13 protein-coding genes are annotated in these 16,640 nt (G+C 47.4%); 6 read left to right on the top strand and 7 right to left on the bottom strand.

Annotated features, from left to right (window positions below; genetic code table 11):
* Positions 1-5: 5 nt before the first annotated feature.
* From RIF36_RS03830 to RIF36_RS03815, 4 genes are all read right to left on the bottom strand, one after another.
* On the bottom strand, positions 6-1,928 hold the full coding sequence (locus tag RIF36_RS03830) for an AAA domain-containing protein (protein ID WP_350119792.1): 1,923 nt from the start codon (positions 1,926-1,928) through the stop codon (positions 6-8).
* A gap of 128 nt (positions 1,929-2,056) precedes the next feature.
* Positions 2,057-4,225 (bottom strand): xanthine dehydrogenase family protein molybdopterin-binding subunit, encoded by a 2,169-nt coding sequence (locus tag RIF36_RS03825; RefSeq protein WP_350119795.1) that lies wholly within the window; start codon positions 4,223-4,225, stop codon positions 2,057-2,059.
* A 5-nt stretch (positions 4,226-4,230) separates the two neighbouring features.
* A complete protein-coding gene (locus tag RIF36_RS03820) occupies positions 4,231-4,698 on the bottom strand; it encodes a (2Fe-2S)-binding protein (RefSeq protein ID WP_350119798.1) in 468 nt (155 codons plus the stop codon).
* 69 nt (positions 4,699-4,767) lie between these two features.
* The gene (locus tag RIF36_RS03815) at positions 4,768-5,166 is read right to left on the bottom strand and encodes a tellurite resistance TerB family protein (protein ID WP_350074466.1); all 399 of its coding nucleotides are present in this window, start codon (positions 5,164-5,166) and stop codon (positions 4,768-4,770) included.
* Between the two features lie 211 nt (positions 5,167-5,377).
* Here RIF36_RS03815 and RIF36_RS03810 point away from each other — a divergent pair, with 211 nt between their 5' ends.
* The 6 genes from RIF36_RS03810 to RIF36_RS03785 all read left to right on the top strand — a co-directional run bounded on the left by RIF36_RS03810 (position 5,378) and on the right by RIF36_RS03785 (position 9,935).
* Entirely contained in the window at positions 5,378-5,980 is a 603-nt protein-coding gene (locus RIF36_RS03810; protein WP_350119801.1) for an acyl carrier protein phosphodiesterase, read from the top strand.
* A 9-nt stretch (positions 5,981-5,989) separates the two neighbouring features.
* A complete protein-coding gene (locus RIF36_RS03805) occupies positions 5,990-6,430 on the top strand; it encodes a hypothetical protein (RefSeq protein ID WP_350119804.1) in 441 nt (146 codons plus the stop codon).
* Positions 6,427-6,795 (top strand): fluoride efflux transporter CrcB, encoded by a 369-nt coding sequence (crcB, locus tag RIF36_RS03800; RefSeq protein WP_350119807.1) that lies wholly within the window; start codon positions 6,427-6,429, stop codon positions 6,793-6,795. Before RIF36_RS03805 ends, crcB begins: the two co-directional genes overlap by 4 nt.
* A gap of 112 nt (positions 6,796-6,907) precedes the next feature.
* Positions 6,908-7,954 (top strand): aminoglycoside phosphotransferase/kinase family protein, encoded by a 1,047-nt coding sequence (locus tag RIF36_RS03795; RefSeq protein ID WP_350119810.1) that lies wholly within the window; start codon positions 6,908-6,910, stop codon positions 7,952-7,954.
* Between the two features lie 3 nt (positions 7,955-7,957).
* Positions 7,958-8,818: an HAD-IIA family hydrolase gene (locus RIF36_RS03790; RefSeq protein WP_151997256.1), complete on the top strand. Its 861-nt coding sequence runs from the start codon at positions 7,958-7,960 to the stop codon at positions 8,816-8,818.
* A gap of 70 nt (positions 8,819-8,888) precedes the next feature.
* Positions 8,889-9,935 (top strand): MBL fold metallo-hydrolase, encoded by a 1,047-nt coding sequence (locus RIF36_RS03785; protein ID WP_350119813.1) that lies wholly within the window; start codon positions 8,889-8,891, stop codon positions 9,933-9,935.
* A gap of 66 nt (positions 9,936-10,001) precedes the next feature.
* On the opposite strand, the gene RIF36_RS03780 is transcribed toward RIF36_RS03785, so the two are convergent.
* The 3 genes from RIF36_RS03780 to RIF36_RS03770 all read right to left on the bottom strand — a co-directional run bounded on the left by RIF36_RS03780 (position 10,002) and on the right by RIF36_RS03770 (position 16,453).
* Complete coding sequence (locus tag RIF36_RS03780) at positions 10,002-13,097, bottom strand: WD40/YVTN/BNR-like repeat-containing protein (RefSeq protein ID WP_350119816.1); 3,096 nt, start codon at positions 13,095-13,097, stop codon at positions 10,002-10,004.
* Between the two features lie 62 nt (positions 13,098-13,159).
* Positions 13,160-13,885 carry a hypothetical protein gene (locus RIF36_RS03775; RefSeq protein WP_350074456.1) on the bottom strand — a complete coding sequence of 242 codons (726 nt, stop codon included), beginning with the start codon at positions 13,883-13,885 and terminating at the stop codon, positions 13,160-13,162.
* A 153-nt stretch (positions 13,886-14,038) separates the two neighbouring features.
* Positions 14,039-16,453, bottom strand: coding sequence for a TonB-dependent receptor (locus tag RIF36_RS03770; RefSeq protein WP_350119819.1), 2,415 nt, complete (start codon positions 16,451-16,453; stop codon positions 14,039-14,041).
* Positions 16,454-16,640 lie beyond the last annotated feature (187 nt).

Here is a 16,640-nt window from a genome sequence, read left to right as displayed (position 1 = left end):
GTTGCCTAAGAGTAAATCAGCTCAAAAGCACTTTGGTACGCATCGGTGGCTGTGCAGTGCTCCACCAATTGGTTGTAAAAATTATTTGAACCCAGCGTGGCCGAGTCGCCGATCATGATGAGTTGTCTCCTTGCCCTGGTCATGGCTACGTTGGTGCGGCGAATGTCTTTCAGAAAACCTATTTCACCGTCTTCATTGGAACGGGTGAAACCGATAAAGATGCTGTCCCTTTCCTGTCCCTGGAAGGAGTCGACCGTGTTAACATCTATCAAGTCCATCAGCTCTTGACTCAGCCCCTTCTCCAGCAAAACCTCTCTGAGTAACTCAATCTGGGCTTTGTACGGTGCAATCACGCCAAATGTAATTTGGCTCGAAAGCGCATACTCTTCGCCGATGGTTTCGATATTGGCGAGCAACTGATCGATCAGTAGCCGACCCTCTTCCTCATTATAGGTGCTTCTCGATTCGGGATTGACCTTTTCCTGATAGCCACAACCAGCGGTATCGATAAACTTCATGATCGCTACATTGGGCAAAGCCTCTCTTTCAATGGCAGAAGGCGCAGCTTGCAACTTATCGTTGTAGAAGAATTTACTGGGGAAAGCCATGATCTCCGGCTTCATCCGATACTGTTCTTCCAGCATCACATCAGTGGAATGATAGCCGACGTTCTTTTGAAAAAGGGTGTTCTCGAGTCCTTCCATGGCAGCTTCAAACGACTTTACCGTAGGCGGCAGCTGCTGGTGATCGCCAGTCATGATCACTCTGTTCGCTTTCAGAATAGGGATCCAGCAGGCAGGCTCCAGGGCCTGTCCGGCCTCATCAATAAAAACAGTTTTAAAAACCCGGTCTTTAAGCAGGTAATGATTGCTACCCACCAGCGTGCAGACGATTACCTGAGCATTGTCGAGCAGCGAACTGGTGATGTAGTTCTCCAGCATGTCGGCCTCGTCCCTAAAGCGGCCTGCTTCCTGTAACAAAATCTTTCTCTGCTGGCGCTCTGCATGGCCAAAGTTTCGCTTGTATTTAAAGGCCACATTTCGGTACTCCTCGTACTTCTTGCGAACAGTCCGCAGCTCCTTGAAGCTATCGTGTGCTGCTATGCGGGCATCGAGGCTATTCTCTATTACTCTGTTGGTTACTCTGGCAGGGTGGCCTAGTCGAAGTACATTGATGCCTTCTTCCGCCAGCTTTTCTACCATCACGTCCACCGCTGCATTGCTGGGTGCCGTCACCAGCACTTGCTTTTCCAGCTTCACGACCTCCTTCACTGATTGAATGAGCGTGGTGGTTTTGCCCGTTCCCGGAGGGCCGTGAACGATGGCCAAATCCCTGGCCTCTATTATTACTTCAAGGGCCTTATTCTGAACGGCGTTTAATGAAGGCAGCACGGGCGCAAAGGCTGGCTCCCGCTGTGGCGACTTTCTGCCCAATAAAATCTCTGTAAGTTCAAATAGTCTCCCGGCTTCTTGTTTACCCAGCACTTTGAGCGTTCGCTCCATTTCCCTGTAGGAGGCTTCATCAAACATCAGGTCAATGCCCAGCTTGCCATCATTGATCCAATCAGGTAGGTCATCGTCGTTCAGCACGATACCCATCTTACTTTTGCGCACATACTTAATCACTCCCGTGATGGCGCTGCTGCCCTTGTCCTTTTCACCAGTGTTGGCATAAAAACTCACCGTGCCACCGCCCTGGAACATATGGGCTTGATCAAGGTCTGTCGTTTTTTCCAGCTCCAGCACGATCTTTTCGCCCGTGCCGATGTGGTGGGAGTTCACCACCACCGGATACCAGCACACCCCTGACTTTTTCTTCTCAGGAATAGCAGTGTAAAGGATTTTGTCCTTGTACTGCTGTAGGTCCTCCTGCCATTCCTTTTTGAGCAGTGTGGTGAGGTTGGTAAAGTAAGATTTGGTATCGGTCATTGAAAGCGTATTGACGGGGCAAAAGTAGTGAAATGTTTCCCCTGCCCGGCTTTTTCAACAATTTTTGTCAGCCAATTACTTACAGAATAGATGGCCTCCAAATTAACTTAACTAACCAGGAATTAGTTTTACCCAATCGCCCCCAAATCCAACGGCAATTTCCTCACTCTCACCCCGGTAAGGTCAAAAATGGCATTGCACACCGAAGGTGCCACATTGGCAAGGCCAGATTCGCCGGCGCCTTCGGGCTTTTCTTCATTTTGAATGATGTAGGTTTCGCAAGGTGGGCATTCCTCGAATGTCAGCATATTGTAATCATGGAAATTGGATTGTGCCACGGCCCCTTTCTCCAGCTTAATGCCGCTTTTGTAAGTAGCCGTTAGTCCCATCACAATGGAACCCTCGGTTTGGGTACGTACCGTGTCCGGATTGATGCAGATACCAACATCCACCACCGTGGTGATTTTGACCGGCTTCACTTTTCCATTTTCCTTTTTCACTTCAATCACCATTCCGGTAAATGCGCCCGAACGCTCCAGAATTGAAACACCACGTCCGACGCCTTCTTCTTTTGGCCCGTTCCAATTGGTCTTTTCTGCCAGGGTTTGCATCACTTTGGTGTAGCGAGGGTGGTTTTTGAGCATATCCAGCCTGAAGGCTATCGGGTCTTTTCCCGCAGCTACTGCCAGCTCATCGATAAAAGACTCATGCGCAAAGCAGTTGGTGGTGTGATACACCGCCCGCCAATAGGTAATCGGAACGTAATGTTTTTGAAGCACACCGCTTACCCGGAAGTTGGGAATTTCATACTCAGTATTGATACCCCCCATGAGCTGCCGCCCGGCTTCGTTTCGGTCGCCAGTTTGGTTTTGTATTTCCTGAGCCACCACTTTATGCTCAAGGGCGATAGCTTTTCCGCCTGCCACTGTGCCCCGGCAAATATTCAAAGAAGCTGCCCGAAAAGGCCCCTGCGTGAGATCGTCTTCCCTTGTCCACACTACTTTAACCGGCGCTCCTACTTGCAGCGAAATATCAGCGGCTTCTTCCGCCACATCGGTCATTGACCTGCGCCCAAAGCCACCACCCATAAAGGTGTAGTTAATGGCTACATTGTCGGGTTCGATGTTGAGCTGTCTTGCCAGTTGTGATCGAATACCATTGGGGTTTTGCGTTGATCCCCAAAAATCGGCTTTCCCTTCCGTCACGCTTACAGTAGCGTTCATTGGCTCCATGCACACATGGCTTTGGTAAGGCGTTTCATAGGCCGCTTCTATCACTTTTCCTTCGCCACCAGCGCTGCTCACATTTCCAGCTTCCGACAATGAAACTCCTTCTTTAGTAGCATCGCCTTTATACTTCTTTAGGATAGTAGCTGATGAGTTTTTTTCAAGACCGCCAGTATCCCATTTGACTTCAAGGGCTTTCCTTCCCTGGTTCGCCGCCCAGTAATTGTCGGCCACCACGGCTACACCCTCTCTGGTATGGCCCCATACATTCCTTTGCGTTTTCACTACCGCCTTTACACCTGGTACTGCTTTAGCCTTTTCGTCATTGAAGCTGACTACCTTACCCAAAAATACTGGTGACCTCTCCACGGAGGCGTAAAGCATTCCCGGCACCTGGATATCCAGTCCGTAAATTGCAGCTCCGTTGGTCTTTGCCGGAATGTCTCTTCGGGCTGTAGACTGCCCAATGACTTTGAAGTCGCCGGGTGCTTTCAGCGGTGGGTTTTCCGGCGGAGTAAGCTTTGAGGCTTCTTCCACGAGCTCCCCGTAGGTGAGCTTTTTGCCTGAAGTATGGATGACCTCTCCCAGACTGGCTTTGCATTCGCTCACCTCCACCTGCCACCCGTTAGCGGCAGCCTGCTTCAGCATTTCACGGGCAGCAGCTCCCATGTTCCTGAGGTTGGCATATTCGGTCTGAATACTCCTGCTGCCTACTACCATTTGGCTGCCATATCTTTTTTCATCTGCGGCCGACGGTAAAATTTCAATTTTCTCCACATCGACCTCCAGCTCCTCGGCCAGTATCATAGGAATAGCCTGGTAGGTGCCCTGCCCCATCTCTGGCCGGTGGTTGTAAAGCAGTACCCGCCCGTTTGTATTGATGACAACAAACTGGTTGAGGGGTATGTCGGAGCCCCCGGCAGGGTCAATAGTGGTTACCTTACCTTCTCCTCCCATACCCGGCGAGCAGCCCACCGCCAAAAAAGCCCCTGAGACTGCCGTCAATCTAAGAAACTCTCTTCTGGGAAGCTTCCCTCCCCAATCCTGCGTTTTGTTAGATATCGTTTTCATAGGGCTTAGGCTTTCTGGTTGATTTCAATGGCCTTGCTAACGGCCCTTTTCACACGAACATAGGTGCCGCAGCGACAAATGATGGGTGACATATATGCATTGATCTGCTCCTCACTGGGTTGCGGGTGCTTTTCCAGCAAGGCAACTGCGGTCATAATTTGACCCGACTGGCAGTAACCGCATTGAGGAACTTGCTCTTCCTGCCATGCTTGCTGCACCGGATGATCATTATCTGCTGACAAGCCCTCGATAGTTGTAATGGATTTCCCTGTTGCACCGGAGACTGGCGTAACACATGAACGCACAGGCTCGCCATCGATATGGACGGTGCAAGCACCGCACTGCGAAATGCCACAACCAAATTTGGTTCCGGTCAACAGAGCGAAGTCACGAATGGCCCACAAAAGAGGCATTTGTGGGTCGACCTCCATGGGGTAGTCTTTGTTGTTGATGCGAAGGGTGAGAGATGCCATAGTCAAACTTTTGGTATCCTTTAAGTTAGCCTTTTTACCCCGAAAAGAAAAAAATGACTATAGAGTCAGCTAGTCCTTGATGAGGTACTTCTGCACCTTCTTCTTAAGTGTTTCCTTGTCGGCTGAAACGTGGGGGTCGGAGTAAATCTTAGTAATGAGATGGTACAACACATCTTCGTTGTAGCCCATTTTTGACGCCATCTTGGCACAATAGGTAATCTCTTCCTTGTAAAGTCGGCCGTCGATCTTCATAAGCTGCACCACACGGTACATGTATTCATACTTTTCGTCATCGGAGAGGTCTGCCAGATTACCTACTTCATGGGTCTCGTCGAAGGCTGTAGCAATATCTTCCTCAGTAAGTCCATTGGCTTTTCCAACTTGCCTTATCAGGTCGATTTCATCCTGCGACACGACTCCATCTATTTTGGCTAGCTGCACCAAAATCTGGAGCTGTGAACGGGACATATACTGACTTGTAACGGTTCCCATGGCGGATTGACTAATACTGCTTAGGTCGAATTAACTCGCTTCCGAGTCGTGAACCAGTAAAAATAACAAATAATGTGAAATTAAAAGGATATCAGCGAACAGGAGCACGTAGTTGTTTTAAAAATGCTTTTCTTTATTCATTAAGTACAAAAACCTAACAGGGGAGTGAGTAAAATCTGTCAATGAAATGAATTTTCTGGCCCATATATATCTTTCCGGCCCCGAAAGGGACATTCAACTGGGTAACTTTATTGGTGACTTTGTTAAAGGCAACCAACTCACAGAGTTCCCTGACCGCATTCAGGCTGGAATCATGCTTCACCGGCACATTGACACCTATACCGATACCCACGAGGTGGTGAGAGAAAGTAAGCTAAAACTAAGGGAGGGCTTCGGGCACTATGCCCCTGTAATTGTTGATGTTTTCTACGACCACTTTCTGGCAAGGGACTGGCAAAAACACCACCCACAAGATTTGAAGGCATTCACGGAGTCATTCTACGCCCTGGCCAAATCAAGGGGCACTGACTTGCCGCCGAGAGCATCAAAAATGCTGAGTTACATGAGTGCCGATAATTGGCTGTACAACTACCAGTTCATTGAAGGGATTAAATGGACACTTACCGGAATGTCGAGAAGAACCTCTTTCAATTCGAACATGGAGCTTGCCCACAAGTCTCTTGAAGCACACTATGCCTCTTTCGAAAAAGAATTCAATATCTTCTTCCCTGACCTTATCCACTCATCGAATCAATTCCTTGAAGAGCTCAAAAACAGGTTTTCCTTGTAACTTTACTCCATGATTGTTTGCAAACCGAAAATCAACACCTATTTCAGTATAGCTGTTTTTGAAGTAGTCGCTGGCGGCCTCCTGGGGCTTATTTATTATCAACTGCCCAATATGGGCCAGTGGAAGTGGCTGGGTCGCTTGCTGCTTCCAATACTTATCGGCATTATGCTGGCTATACTTATTAAAGTCATTTGGTCGCTCAAAAACGTAAAGGTGGCCAAAGAACGTTTTGAGGTGTTTTTTCCCATCAGGCAAAAAAAATTAACCTACACAGGCAAAAACCTGCAGAAATGGAAAGAGGAAACCATCAAAACTGCCGGAGGGGTTTACAAGGAAGTAACACTTATCTTTGATGACGGTAGAAAAATAAGTGTGAGTCAGCAGGAGCATACCGACTACGCTCAACTGCTAAAATATATGCATCAAAAATTCAGCAAAGTAAAGGCATGAAGGAGGTACTACTTGTGGGTGCAGGGGGTTTTGTCGGCAGTATAGGGCGCTACCTTTTGGCCCTGGCTGGTACCAGGTGGCTTCCTATGGAGTTTCCTTTGGGAACGTTCACGGCCAACGTGCTGGGCTGCTTTATCATTGGCCTACTCATGGGAGCAGGCATGAAGACGGAGTGGATGACAAAGGATATGTTTCTTCTGCTTGCCACAGGATTTTGTGGCGGTTTCACTACCTTTTCGACCTTTTCTGCTGAAAACATCAACTTTATCACCACCGGGCACTATCTGATGGCTACTTTTTATTTTCTTGGCAGTGTTGTCCTGGGAGCTTTGGCAGTGCTTTTGGGAATGTGGCTGATTAAATAGACTTCGCCGAAACTATCTGACGTAATAACGTTATTACTATATGAAACGCAGGACCGACAACGGCCTTTAGACAATCGAATACCAACATAAGAACATATAACCCCTGATTCAATTGCAAAAACTTTTCGACTTCACAACAATAATAAGAGAGGCCTGGCACGAATACGACCCCAGCCAGTGCATCAAATCTATAACGGACATCAGCGCCAAGGTTTCAACCAATTATGTCTACCGTGTAAAACTTGAAGACGACAGTCTGGTAGTCGCTAAGCTTTCCTATTTTGGTCGGTACCAATACTTTGTAGAGGATCACACCATTATCAACGCCCTGGCCAACAACCTGCCCGATCCGTTCGAGAATTTTGTAGCGAAGTCGCTTACCAAGCACGGGCAGCTATTTACCTACCGGTATCAAAATAGCCTTCTGGATGCCTGGGTTGTATTTTACAACCCGATCAAAATCGACAGAAAACCACCCAAGAGGTTGAATGAAACTCAAATTGGTATTTTGGGTGAGGAACTTGCCAAATTTCACAAAGCTTGCAAAAAAGTAAGGAATACACTTCCACGCAATTTTAAGCAAGCCAAGGACGACCTTGATCAGCTGGTGGAAATACTAGATACTGCACCAGGCCGCTTTGAATACCGTGGCCAAAGAGACACCATTCTTCAGCAGTGCGAACTGCTCTATGAAAACAGCGATAAGCTGAAAGCTCAAAACTTTGACACGATTCCCGTCTTTATCGATTGGAACATTGGAAATTTTTCTGTGACAAAAGATTTTAAGTTCTATTCCCGGTGGGACTATGACTGGTTCAGGATGAGCAGCAGGGTCATGGATTTCTACTTTTTCAGTCGGGTGACGTCAGATATCGGAGATCGTACTATCTTTAGCTATCTGATTGATCCGTTGATGGAAGATCGTTTCCTGATTTTCCTTAAAGCCTATCATGCAGTTTACCCATTATCCAAAGATGAAGTTTTATTCATGAAGGAAGCCTACCGCTTTTTTATCCTCAACTATGTGGTAAAAGATGGCCGCTATTTCTTTCATGAGCTTTATTCCAGTCGCCTGCGACAGGAAGCCTTCGAAATCTATTTTCCCAGCCTCGACAAGACCTTTGATTCTGATAAGATCTGTCGGGCTTTAAACCTGTAGCTAATGCGCATTAGAAGTTTCAAGTCAGTCGTTTCAAAATACAAAACGGTCTTTTTCGATGCATTTGGGGTGTTGAAAAATTATAAAGGACTCATCCCTGGTATAGAAAACACCTTCACCTATCTGGAAGAACAGGGTATTAATTATTTCATCCTTACCAACGATGCCTCCCGAAGCCCGCTGCAACTGGCTGAAAAGTACCAAAAGCTTGGCATACCCAATATTACAGAAGACAGAATAGTGTCGTCAGGAATGTTGGCCAAAGAGTACTTAACCCTGAAGGTGAAGAAAGGGGCGGTGGCCTTTTTAGGCACTGAGGAGTCGGCTCACTACATCGAAACCAATGATTTGAAAACGGTTCCAATTTCCAAGCTTGACATAGACAATACGGACGATATCAATGCACTGGTTTTTCTGGACGACGAAGGATTCGATTGGAACCATGATATCAACAAGGTGGTGAACTTGCTGAGAATGAAGAATATTCCGGCTATTGTTGCTAATACTGACTATGCCTACCCTGTGGCAAAGCACGAAGTAGCGATTGCCGTGGGAAGCCTGGCCGACATGGTAGAAACCATTGTGGGAAAACAATTTATCCGCTTTGGGAAACCCGATGCTCAAATGTTCAATTTTGCCTATGAGCATTCCCTTAACAATGGTGTGAAGCCTGGAAAAGAGAGCATACTCATGGTGGGCGACACGCTTATCACCGATATTATTGGGGGCAATAAGTTTGGGCTCGATACCGTGCTCGTTCTCACGGGCAACACATTGCCCGAGCAAGCAGATGTGAGAATCAAAACCACAGGCATTATCCCTACCTATATTTGTGATTCAGCTGTGATACAAAGAGAGGAATAGTCTGTGATCATAAAAGGAAAATAAAGTAAAACCGAACCTTGATCGTCTTCATAAGTAAAACATTGTTAGCATGATAAAAAGCTTCGGCAAGGCTCCCGAAAAAGAGGTCATCAATCGATCAGATCAATACCAGAAAGGACGATTTCAAAACCCGATAAGCACCACCGCAGCGTCTCTCAAAGACATGCCTCAGGTGATGGGGCGGTATATGAGGCGAAAAACGGAGAAAGCGCCCTCTAGTGCATACAAGTTCCAAGAGGCCAATCGTGACATAATCAATGTGCTGGACAAGACGGGCGTTTACCTCAACTGGCTGGGCCACGCCGCAGTGCTCATTCACGCCGGAGGAAAGTACTTTCTGCTTGACCCCATGTTAGGCGAAAGAGCTTCACCCTTCCAATGGATGGGGCCGAAGCGCTATGCCCCATCGCCGATCGATCCAAAAAAATTACCAGCCATAGAGGCAGTAGTGCTGTCGCATGACCACTATGATCACCTGGACTACCCCACTATACTAGCGCTGAAAAACAAGGTGAAAAAGTTCATTGTACCAGTTGGCGTGTCGTCGCACCTGGAGCATTGGGGCGTGCCCAAAGAAAATATTGTTGAAAAAGACTGGTGGGAGAGCTACCAAGGTGATGGCTACACCTTTACTGCCGCACCAGCCCGGCATTTTTCGGGAAGGTTATTCACCAGGGATAATACCCTTTGGTGCTCATGGGTGCTGAAGTTCGGAGAAAGCAATATCTACTTTGCCGGAGACTCGGGCTATTTTGACGGCTATGCTGAAATCGGACAAAAATACGGGCCCTTCGATATGTCGCTTATGCCAATTGGTGCCTATGACACTGCGTGGCACGACATCCACCTTAACCCTGAAGAGGCAGTTGAAGCATTTCTTCAGCTTCGGGGCGGGCAGTTCTACCCCACCCACTGGGGCACTTTTGACCTGGCCCTGCACAGCTGGTATGAGCCCATTAAATGGCTAAACGAATTGGCCGACACGCACAAAATAAAAACTGTGACCCCGGCTCCAGGTGAATGGGTGCATTTGTTCGACAACCCAACCGATAAGAACTGGTGGCGGAAATACTCCAGTGAGTTGAGTTTAAGGTGAGAAAGCAGAATACTGATAAAAAACTGCCCTGTTTTCACTTTTGGAGCAAGCAGGGCAGTTTTTCATTTATTCACTCGCTTTGAATGACTCAAAGCTCTGCGCTTTCAGTGTCTCTCCTCCCGCTTTTTCAATAGCCGAATTTAATTTCTGCAGCTCTTCGCCGGTCAAGGCAGCAAACTTCAGCTGTTCGACTTTAAAATCAGCTTCCAGCGTGGCTATTCTATCAAGGTGAGACTGTGAAGGCCTGCCGGGGTAGCGGGTGATTGTGCCATAAATTTGACTTATCTTCTCACTGAGTCGTTCGTCCTCATTGACATAGAAATCCCCTCCAAGAAACACCAAATTGTCTTTAAATGCCTGAACCGACCTGGCATAGGCTGTCGCCTTCTTTGCTAGCTTAGGCTGGCCTTTGGCCAAATCTTCAGCTTGCTGCTGCAACTTCGAAGACACATCGTACACCCATGCCATCTGCTCTGTCATATCATAAAGTTTCCGCACAGTTTGCTCCTGCAGCTTTCGGTCTTCCACTGAGTGTGGCGACCTGGGATCGTAGCCAACAGTGTAAGTAGTCTCAAAAGCTTCCTTACCCTTCGTCACCACTGCCTTATAGGTGCCGCCAGGAAGGTCAGGCCCAAAGACATTACCAATCAGCGACATTCGGTTGTTGGTAGGAGCTGCCTTTGGCTTTTCCATTCTGGTGGGCATATCCACAATATTGACACCAGCCGACTTGCCAGCCGGAAGTTCCTTGATCATATTACCCGCCTCATCAAACACCTGAATGAACATTTTACCAAACACATGCCGCTTCTGCTGAAAGTAGATGATGCGAGGAGCTTCATTGGGGTTCTGCCCTACAAATTCGCCTGCTCCACCGAACCAACCACCACCGAAATCAAAGCCTGAAGTATAGGCTTGAGGACTATCAAAAAAAGTAAAAGGTTTGTCCATGACCTCAGGAGTCAGTGCCCTCAGCGCTGGTAAATCATCGATAATGATAACACCCCGGCCATGGGTTGCCAATACTAAGGCATTGTCCCTTGGATGAATAACCATGTCTCTGACGCCAACTTTCGGCACGTTGTTGGAGAACCTACCCCAATTTGATCCGCCGTCCACTGAAATGTAGAGCCCGAATTCAGTCCCAAGAAATACCAGATTCTCATTCACTAAATCTTCCCGCACCGACAAGGCGTAGCCAGAGATATCGGGTGTTGCAAGAGAAACCCATGTTTTACCAAGATCAGTACTCTTAAACAAGTAGGGCTTTATGTCGCCCATTCGATGATGATCGAATGTGACATAGATCGTGTTTTTATCAAAGTGGCCAGGCTCCACGCTCGTGCACCAGCTTTTAGCGGGCAATCCTGAGATGTTGGGAGAAACATTTGTCCAAGTAGTTCCTCCATCGGTTGTTACTTGTAAGTTGCCGTCGTCGGTGCCTACCCAAATCAGTTTTTCATCGAGCGGCGATTCGGCAATGGCATAAATCGTTGTATTGTTTTCAGCAGCTGAGTTGTCGGTAGAAAGGCCGCCAGATTGCTTTTGTTGTTGGCGGGCTGGGTCGTTAGTGGTCAGGTCTGGAGAAAGTCGCTTCCAAGATTCTCCCTTGTCTTCCGACATAAACAAGAACTGGCTACCAAAGTAAAGTCGTTTCGGGTTTGACGAGCTTTTGTGAATCGGCGCATTCCAGTTGAAACGAAACTCCGCTTCGCCAACCCTTGGGTAAGGTTTGATGTCCTTGCCGTCAGCAGAGAGCAGGTTCACCCTGCTTATTTCACCACCCTGAGCTTCGGCATACACTACATTTTTGTCTTCTGAATCGACATGAGCCGCAAAACCATCCCCACCAAGCACAAACTGCCAGTCTTTGCTGGCAATACCTCCCTGACTTTTTGATGGCCCTCTCCATGAGCCATTGTCCTGAAGCCCACCATAAATATTAAAAGGCTCTTCCATATCAACGCTTACATGGTAGTATTGTGCCAGCGGCAGGTTCATGAACATCGTATATGTATTGCCATTGTCGAGCGTTCTATAAAGCCCACCATCAGTGCCTGCAATATTGATTTTTGAATCGGTGGGATGAATCCACACAGCATGGATGTCGGAGTGCATGCCGCTGTCAATGATCTTAAAAGTAGCACCGCTGTCCTCCGACATGATCAACTGTAGACCACACTTATAAACAATTTTTTCGTTGGAGGGAGAAACTGTGAGTCTTGCAAAGTAGAAAGGCCTCACTTTATTGTTAAAGTCGCTATTGACAAGGGCAAATGATTCACCTGCATTATCAGACCGGTAGAGTCCCTTTTCTTCTTCCTTGTCTGCTTCCACCGATAAGTAGATTATATTGCGGTTAGACGGCGCAATTTCCACTGCCAGCCTGCCCAGTGTGCCCTTGGGCAGGCCCTGGGTTACTTTAGCCCAGGTCTTGCCGCCATCGGTGGTTTTATGCAATCCGCTTCCCGGCCCTCCTGATCTAAACGAATACGGCGTACGGCGGAAGTCCCACATGGCTGCATAGAGTGTATTTGGGTCTTCGGGATCCATCGTCAGGTCAGCGCAGCCAGTTTGAGGATTGACATAAAGCAGCTTTACCCATGTTTCCCCGCCATCGGTGGTTTTATAAACCCCACGCTCTTCGTGATCATTCCATAGGTGGCCCAGCACGCCCACATACACAGTATTTGAGTTGGTGGGGTCAACAATAATATCGCTGATCCTTTCGGAGTCTTTCAGCCCCATGTTTTTCCATGAAGAACCTCCGTCTGTGGTTTTGTAGATGCCATCTCCCACCGACACGCTATTTCTTACCCAGGTTTCACCCGTTCCAACCCACACAGTGTCGGGGTGATTTTGGTCAATGGTCACCTTACCTATTGATTGGGTATGTTCGTCAAAAACCGGTGTAAACAAAGCCCCGGCACTCTGCGACTTCCAGACACCTCCACCAGCTGCACCCACATAAATTACTTCGGGCTTGCTGTTGACAACGTCGATATCAGAAATTCTTCCGCTCATCAGCGCCGGGCCGATGTGGCGTGCCCTGATGTCTCCAAAAAGGTCACTTGTTTTTATGGAAGACTGGGCGAATAGAGAAAACGGAGATATGACAATGGCCGCCAGAACAGGCAACCACACAGATATAATTCTTTTCATAGAAATGGGGTTAACTGAATGCAGAAGATAAAGAGGCCTGCTGGAACGCAGGCCTCCCGATATTATTTAGGAAGTGCAAACACCGAATCGTCCAATGTGGCATTCAGGTCGTAGCTGTCTACAACTATCTGCATCACAGTTTGACCTTGAAACTTCGTAGTCATAGAAAAAGGCAGCATAAAATCGCCAACAGCATCATAATCACTCATGAAAGTTTCCACGGGTTGACCTTCCGTGGGGCCTGTTTTGGCAAAGGTTCTGACCATAATTGGCACATTGTTGTCCTTGTCGAAAAAGTGATATTCAATATCACCGCTTTTCTTCGTGAGCTTCACTTTAAAGCAATCAGTTCCTTCTATGTTCTCCTCTCCATCCAGTGCTACAGCGTGGCCTTTGCTTTTGTAGTCAATGAACTCATCTTCCATCTGGTTGTCTTCCATTTCTTTCACCTCTTCCGCAGTAAGCACTTTGGGCTCGGTAATTTGTGCAAGTGGGTTGATCATCCATCCTTCTTTTCCGTCGTAGGCCTGAATGATCTTCTTTCCCTGAATATCAATGTCCATTCTAAACTTATTGGGATATTTTTGCGACATGGTAGCGGGGAACTCAAGCCCTCCCTGGAGCATTTTACCAGTCATTTTCATGCTCTTCAGGTTTTTCCAGTTGCTAAGTCCACCTGTGATTTCGAAATAGCTGGTCAGTATATCGTCGACATTCTGGGCCTGAGCGGTTGAAATTCCGGTGCAAGTGAGGGCCAAAATGATGACCAAATAGGATAAACGTTTCATAATTAGTTTGATTAATGGTTCAGTATATTGAATTAGTAGCCTTTAAATAAAGGATATTACAGTTCAAAAGCTATTTTTTCCGTTTATACCAACTCAACAATTTCTTGCCAGCCTTAGACAAAACCCATCAGCCGCCGAGCACGGTTGCTTCGGTTATAGCGAAAAATCTACCCGATAGTAAAACAGCGGTAAAAACCCGAGTTGGTATTCCCTGCGAATGGGGTCAGCAGAAGGGTCGGTTTGATCAGGTGCCCAGCTCAGCTTCAGCACATTTTTGATGCCCAACACATTGACAAGATCCACTGCAATTTCGTGGCTGAGTTTGGGTCTGTTAATGCGGTAGTTGATGCGAATATCTGCTCGGAAGTAAGGCGGAAATTGAAGTGAGTTCCTTGTTTCGTCGACATAAATCACCTCTTTTTCTCTCTCGGAAGCTACAGGGTCTGCCGGGCCATACCTTCTACCCCCAGCAGTGGTGATTTTGGTTCCCAGGCCAATCAGATTGTCTTTTCTGGTCGTCCACTCTTTGGTGAAAAGTGCGTTCACTGCATAATTGCCATTAAAGTCAGTATCTCTGAGCACACCATCGCTGCCTTTGTATTTTGATTCAAACAGGGAAGTGGTGAGCATGAAAAAATAACCACCCGTAAAAGCCCTGTCGAGTGTAAATTCTATGCCATAATTTCTGCTCTTTCCTGTGTTTACCAGGGAGTCGGGGAAGAATCGGGAAAAGCCTGCCCCTGTGTTGACCAGAGAAAAAGAGGAGCTGTTTTTCTCAACAGGAATATTATACAAGTACTGATAATACACTTCTGTTTTGAACCGGATATTGGCAGTGACCATCTTAGCATACGAAGCCACATAATGAATACTCTTCGTAAAGTCCATTTCCTGATTGTAAAGACCTGAAGCCCCTGGCTTGGAATAAAAATAAAGATAGGTTGGCTGTATTTGGCTATGAAGGCCTACTCCTGCATTCAGGCTCTGACCTTTTCCCATTTGCCAGGCCACGCCCGCCCTTGGCTCAATGGGTGAAAAGCTTTTGCTGAGGCTAAAGTATTGGCTGTGCAGCCCCGACACCAAACTTAGTCTGTCGTTGAACTTGTGCTTCCATTGCACATAGGGCTGAAGAAGGAGAGCTTGTTCCTGTGAGTTCCATCTTGTCGTAAACTCGCTGAAGTCGACTCCATCGTCCTGAAGCACCCTTGCGCTGTCAAGAAAGTTGAAACTGTACAGGTCGTTGTTGAAGCCGTAAACAAGGGAGTTTTTAGCGTTCAGCTTTTGATAAAAGGTTAAAATGGTGGAGTATTTTGCCTGGTTGAACTGATAGCCAAGAATCTGAGGCAGGGAATCGACAGCATAAAATCCTTCGGCATCCACATGTCTGTAGATATAATAATGCTGGGCATCCTGACTACCAGCAGAGGCTGCCAGCGTTGCCTTCATTAAAGTGTTGCTGCTAAGTGGCTTGGTGTAGCTGAGTCCCGTTACGCCCATTTTGGTGCTGAAATACTGATCCCGGTCATTTTCGCCATACAGGTTGCGCTCAGGCTTTTTCTGCTCGCTGATCAGGATATCAATGTCGCTGTCCCCACCAATACCAAAAGCCGAAATACTCCCACCTCCAGCCAGGGGAAAGTTAAGGCGAAAGGCCATGTCCTGATATTTGGGAACGGCTGATGTGCCTATATCAATTCCCAGGCTGCTAAACAGCGACAAGGTGGAATACCGGTAATTAAAAAGGTAAGAAGAAGTATGCTTCTTCGAAAGTGGCCCTTCCCCGAAAACCTCCGTACCCAAAAAGCCCAGCTGCCCGCTGAACTCGTGCCTCCGGTTGTTTCCATTCCTCATTCGCAGATCAAAAACGCCTGCAATGCTATTACCATATTCGGCCGGAAAAGCCCCGGTATAGAAATCGGAGTTGGCCAGGATCTTATTGTTAATGATGCTCACCGGACCACCGGCAGTACCCGGAATGGAAAAGTGGTTGGGGTTCGGGATATTGATACCCTCAAGCTGCCAGAGTACTCCCTGAGGGGAATTGCCTCTGATAACGATATCATTCCGTGAGTCGTCGGCACCCTGAACACCGGCAAAGTTGGACGCCATCCTGGCAGGGTCGCCCCGGCTTCCAGCATATCGGTCGGTTTCCTCCACAGTAAAAGCCCTGACGCTAACCACCGCCATGTCATTCATTGGTTCGTTGCTTGCCGATGCCTGAATCACAACTTCCTGCAGTGCTTCCACCGACTCCTCCATTTCAACAGCAAGCGAAAGCTCTTTACCGGAAGTAACCAGGATGTTGTTGAGTGATGTCTCTTTATACCCGATAAACGAAAACCTGAAAGAACGCCTGCCTAGCGGCACACTCCTCAAAATAAACACCCCATTCAGATCCGTCACGGCGCCTACAGCTCCAAGCGTATCCGCCAGCAAAACATTGACACCAGGAAGTGGTAGTTTGGTTTCTTTCTCAATCACTGTCCCACTTACAGTTTGCGTAATCTGCGCTTCAGCAAGCGTCACACAAAAAAGCAAAGACAGGGCGCATAGCAATTTCTTTCCCATTCAGATGGTGTTAAAATAACCCATACAATAATAAATGAATTTATGCGGATTAGAGCTTTGTCCTCCGGTCAATACTTGTTAGAAAAACAGGCGGTGAATTTTGAACAATCTGGATAGCTGGTTAAGAAAAAATCCCTGGGGAAAGTGAAATTTAACTACAAGTAACATAGCCATTGCAGCCAAGAAG

Origin of the sequence: Imperialibacter sp. (genome assembly GCF_040222815.1) — a bacterium.
Lineage (GTDB): Bacteria > Bacteroidota > Bacteroidia > Cytophagales > Cyclobacteriaceae > Imperialibacter.
The sequence above is the reverse complement of the archived record's forward strand: the minus strand, read 5'-3'. Positions and strand labels throughout refer to the sequence as shown.

Excerpts from the sequence above, each read along its gene's own strand:
- RIF36_RS03780 (WP_350119816.1), bottom strand. The coding sequence starts at position 13,097 with ATGAAAAGAATTATATCTGTGTGGTTGCCTGTTCTGGCGGCCATTGTC.
- RIF36_RS03815 (WP_350074466.1), bottom strand. The coding sequence starts at position 5,166 with ATGTCCCGTTCACAGCTCCAGATTTTGGTGCAGCTAGCCAAAATAGAT.
- RIF36_RS03790 (WP_151997256.1), top strand. The coding sequence starts at position 7,958 with ATGCGCATTAGAAGTTTCAAGTCAGTCGTTTCAAAATACAAAACGGTC.
- crcB (WP_350119807.1), top strand. The coding sequence starts at position 6,427 with ATGAAGGAGGTACTACTTGTGGGTGCAGGGGGTTTTGTCGGCAGTATA.
- RIF36_RS03785 (WP_350119813.1), top strand. The coding sequence starts at position 8,889 with ATGATAAAAAGCTTCGGCAAGGCTCCCGAAAAAGAGGTCATCAATCGA.
- RIF36_RS03805 (WP_350119804.1), top strand. The coding sequence starts at position 5,990 with ATGATTGTTTGCAAACCGAAAATCAACACCTATTTCAGTATAGCTGTT.
- RIF36_RS03810 (WP_350119801.1), top strand. The coding sequence starts at position 5,378 with ATGAATTTTCTGGCCCATATATATCTTTCCGGCCCCGAAAGGGACATT.
- RIF36_RS03825 (WP_350119795.1), bottom strand. The coding sequence starts at position 4,225 with ATGAAAACGATATCTAACAAAACGCAGGATTGGGGAGGGAAGCTTCCC.
- RIF36_RS03770 (WP_350119819.1), bottom strand. The coding sequence starts at position 16,453 with ATGGGAAAGAAATTGCTATGCGCCCTGTCTTTGCTTTTTTGTGTGACG.
- RIF36_RS03820 (WP_350119798.1), bottom strand. The coding sequence starts at position 4,698 with ATGGCATCTCTCACCCTTCGCATCAACAACAAAGACTACCCCATGGAG.
- RIF36_RS03775 (WP_350074456.1), bottom strand. The coding sequence starts at position 13,885 with ATGAAACGTTTATCCTATTTGGTCATCATTTTGGCCCTCACTTGCACC.
- RIF36_RS03830 (WP_350119792.1), bottom strand. The coding sequence starts at position 1,928 with ATGACCGATACCAAATCTTACTTTACCAACCTCACCACACTGCTCAAA.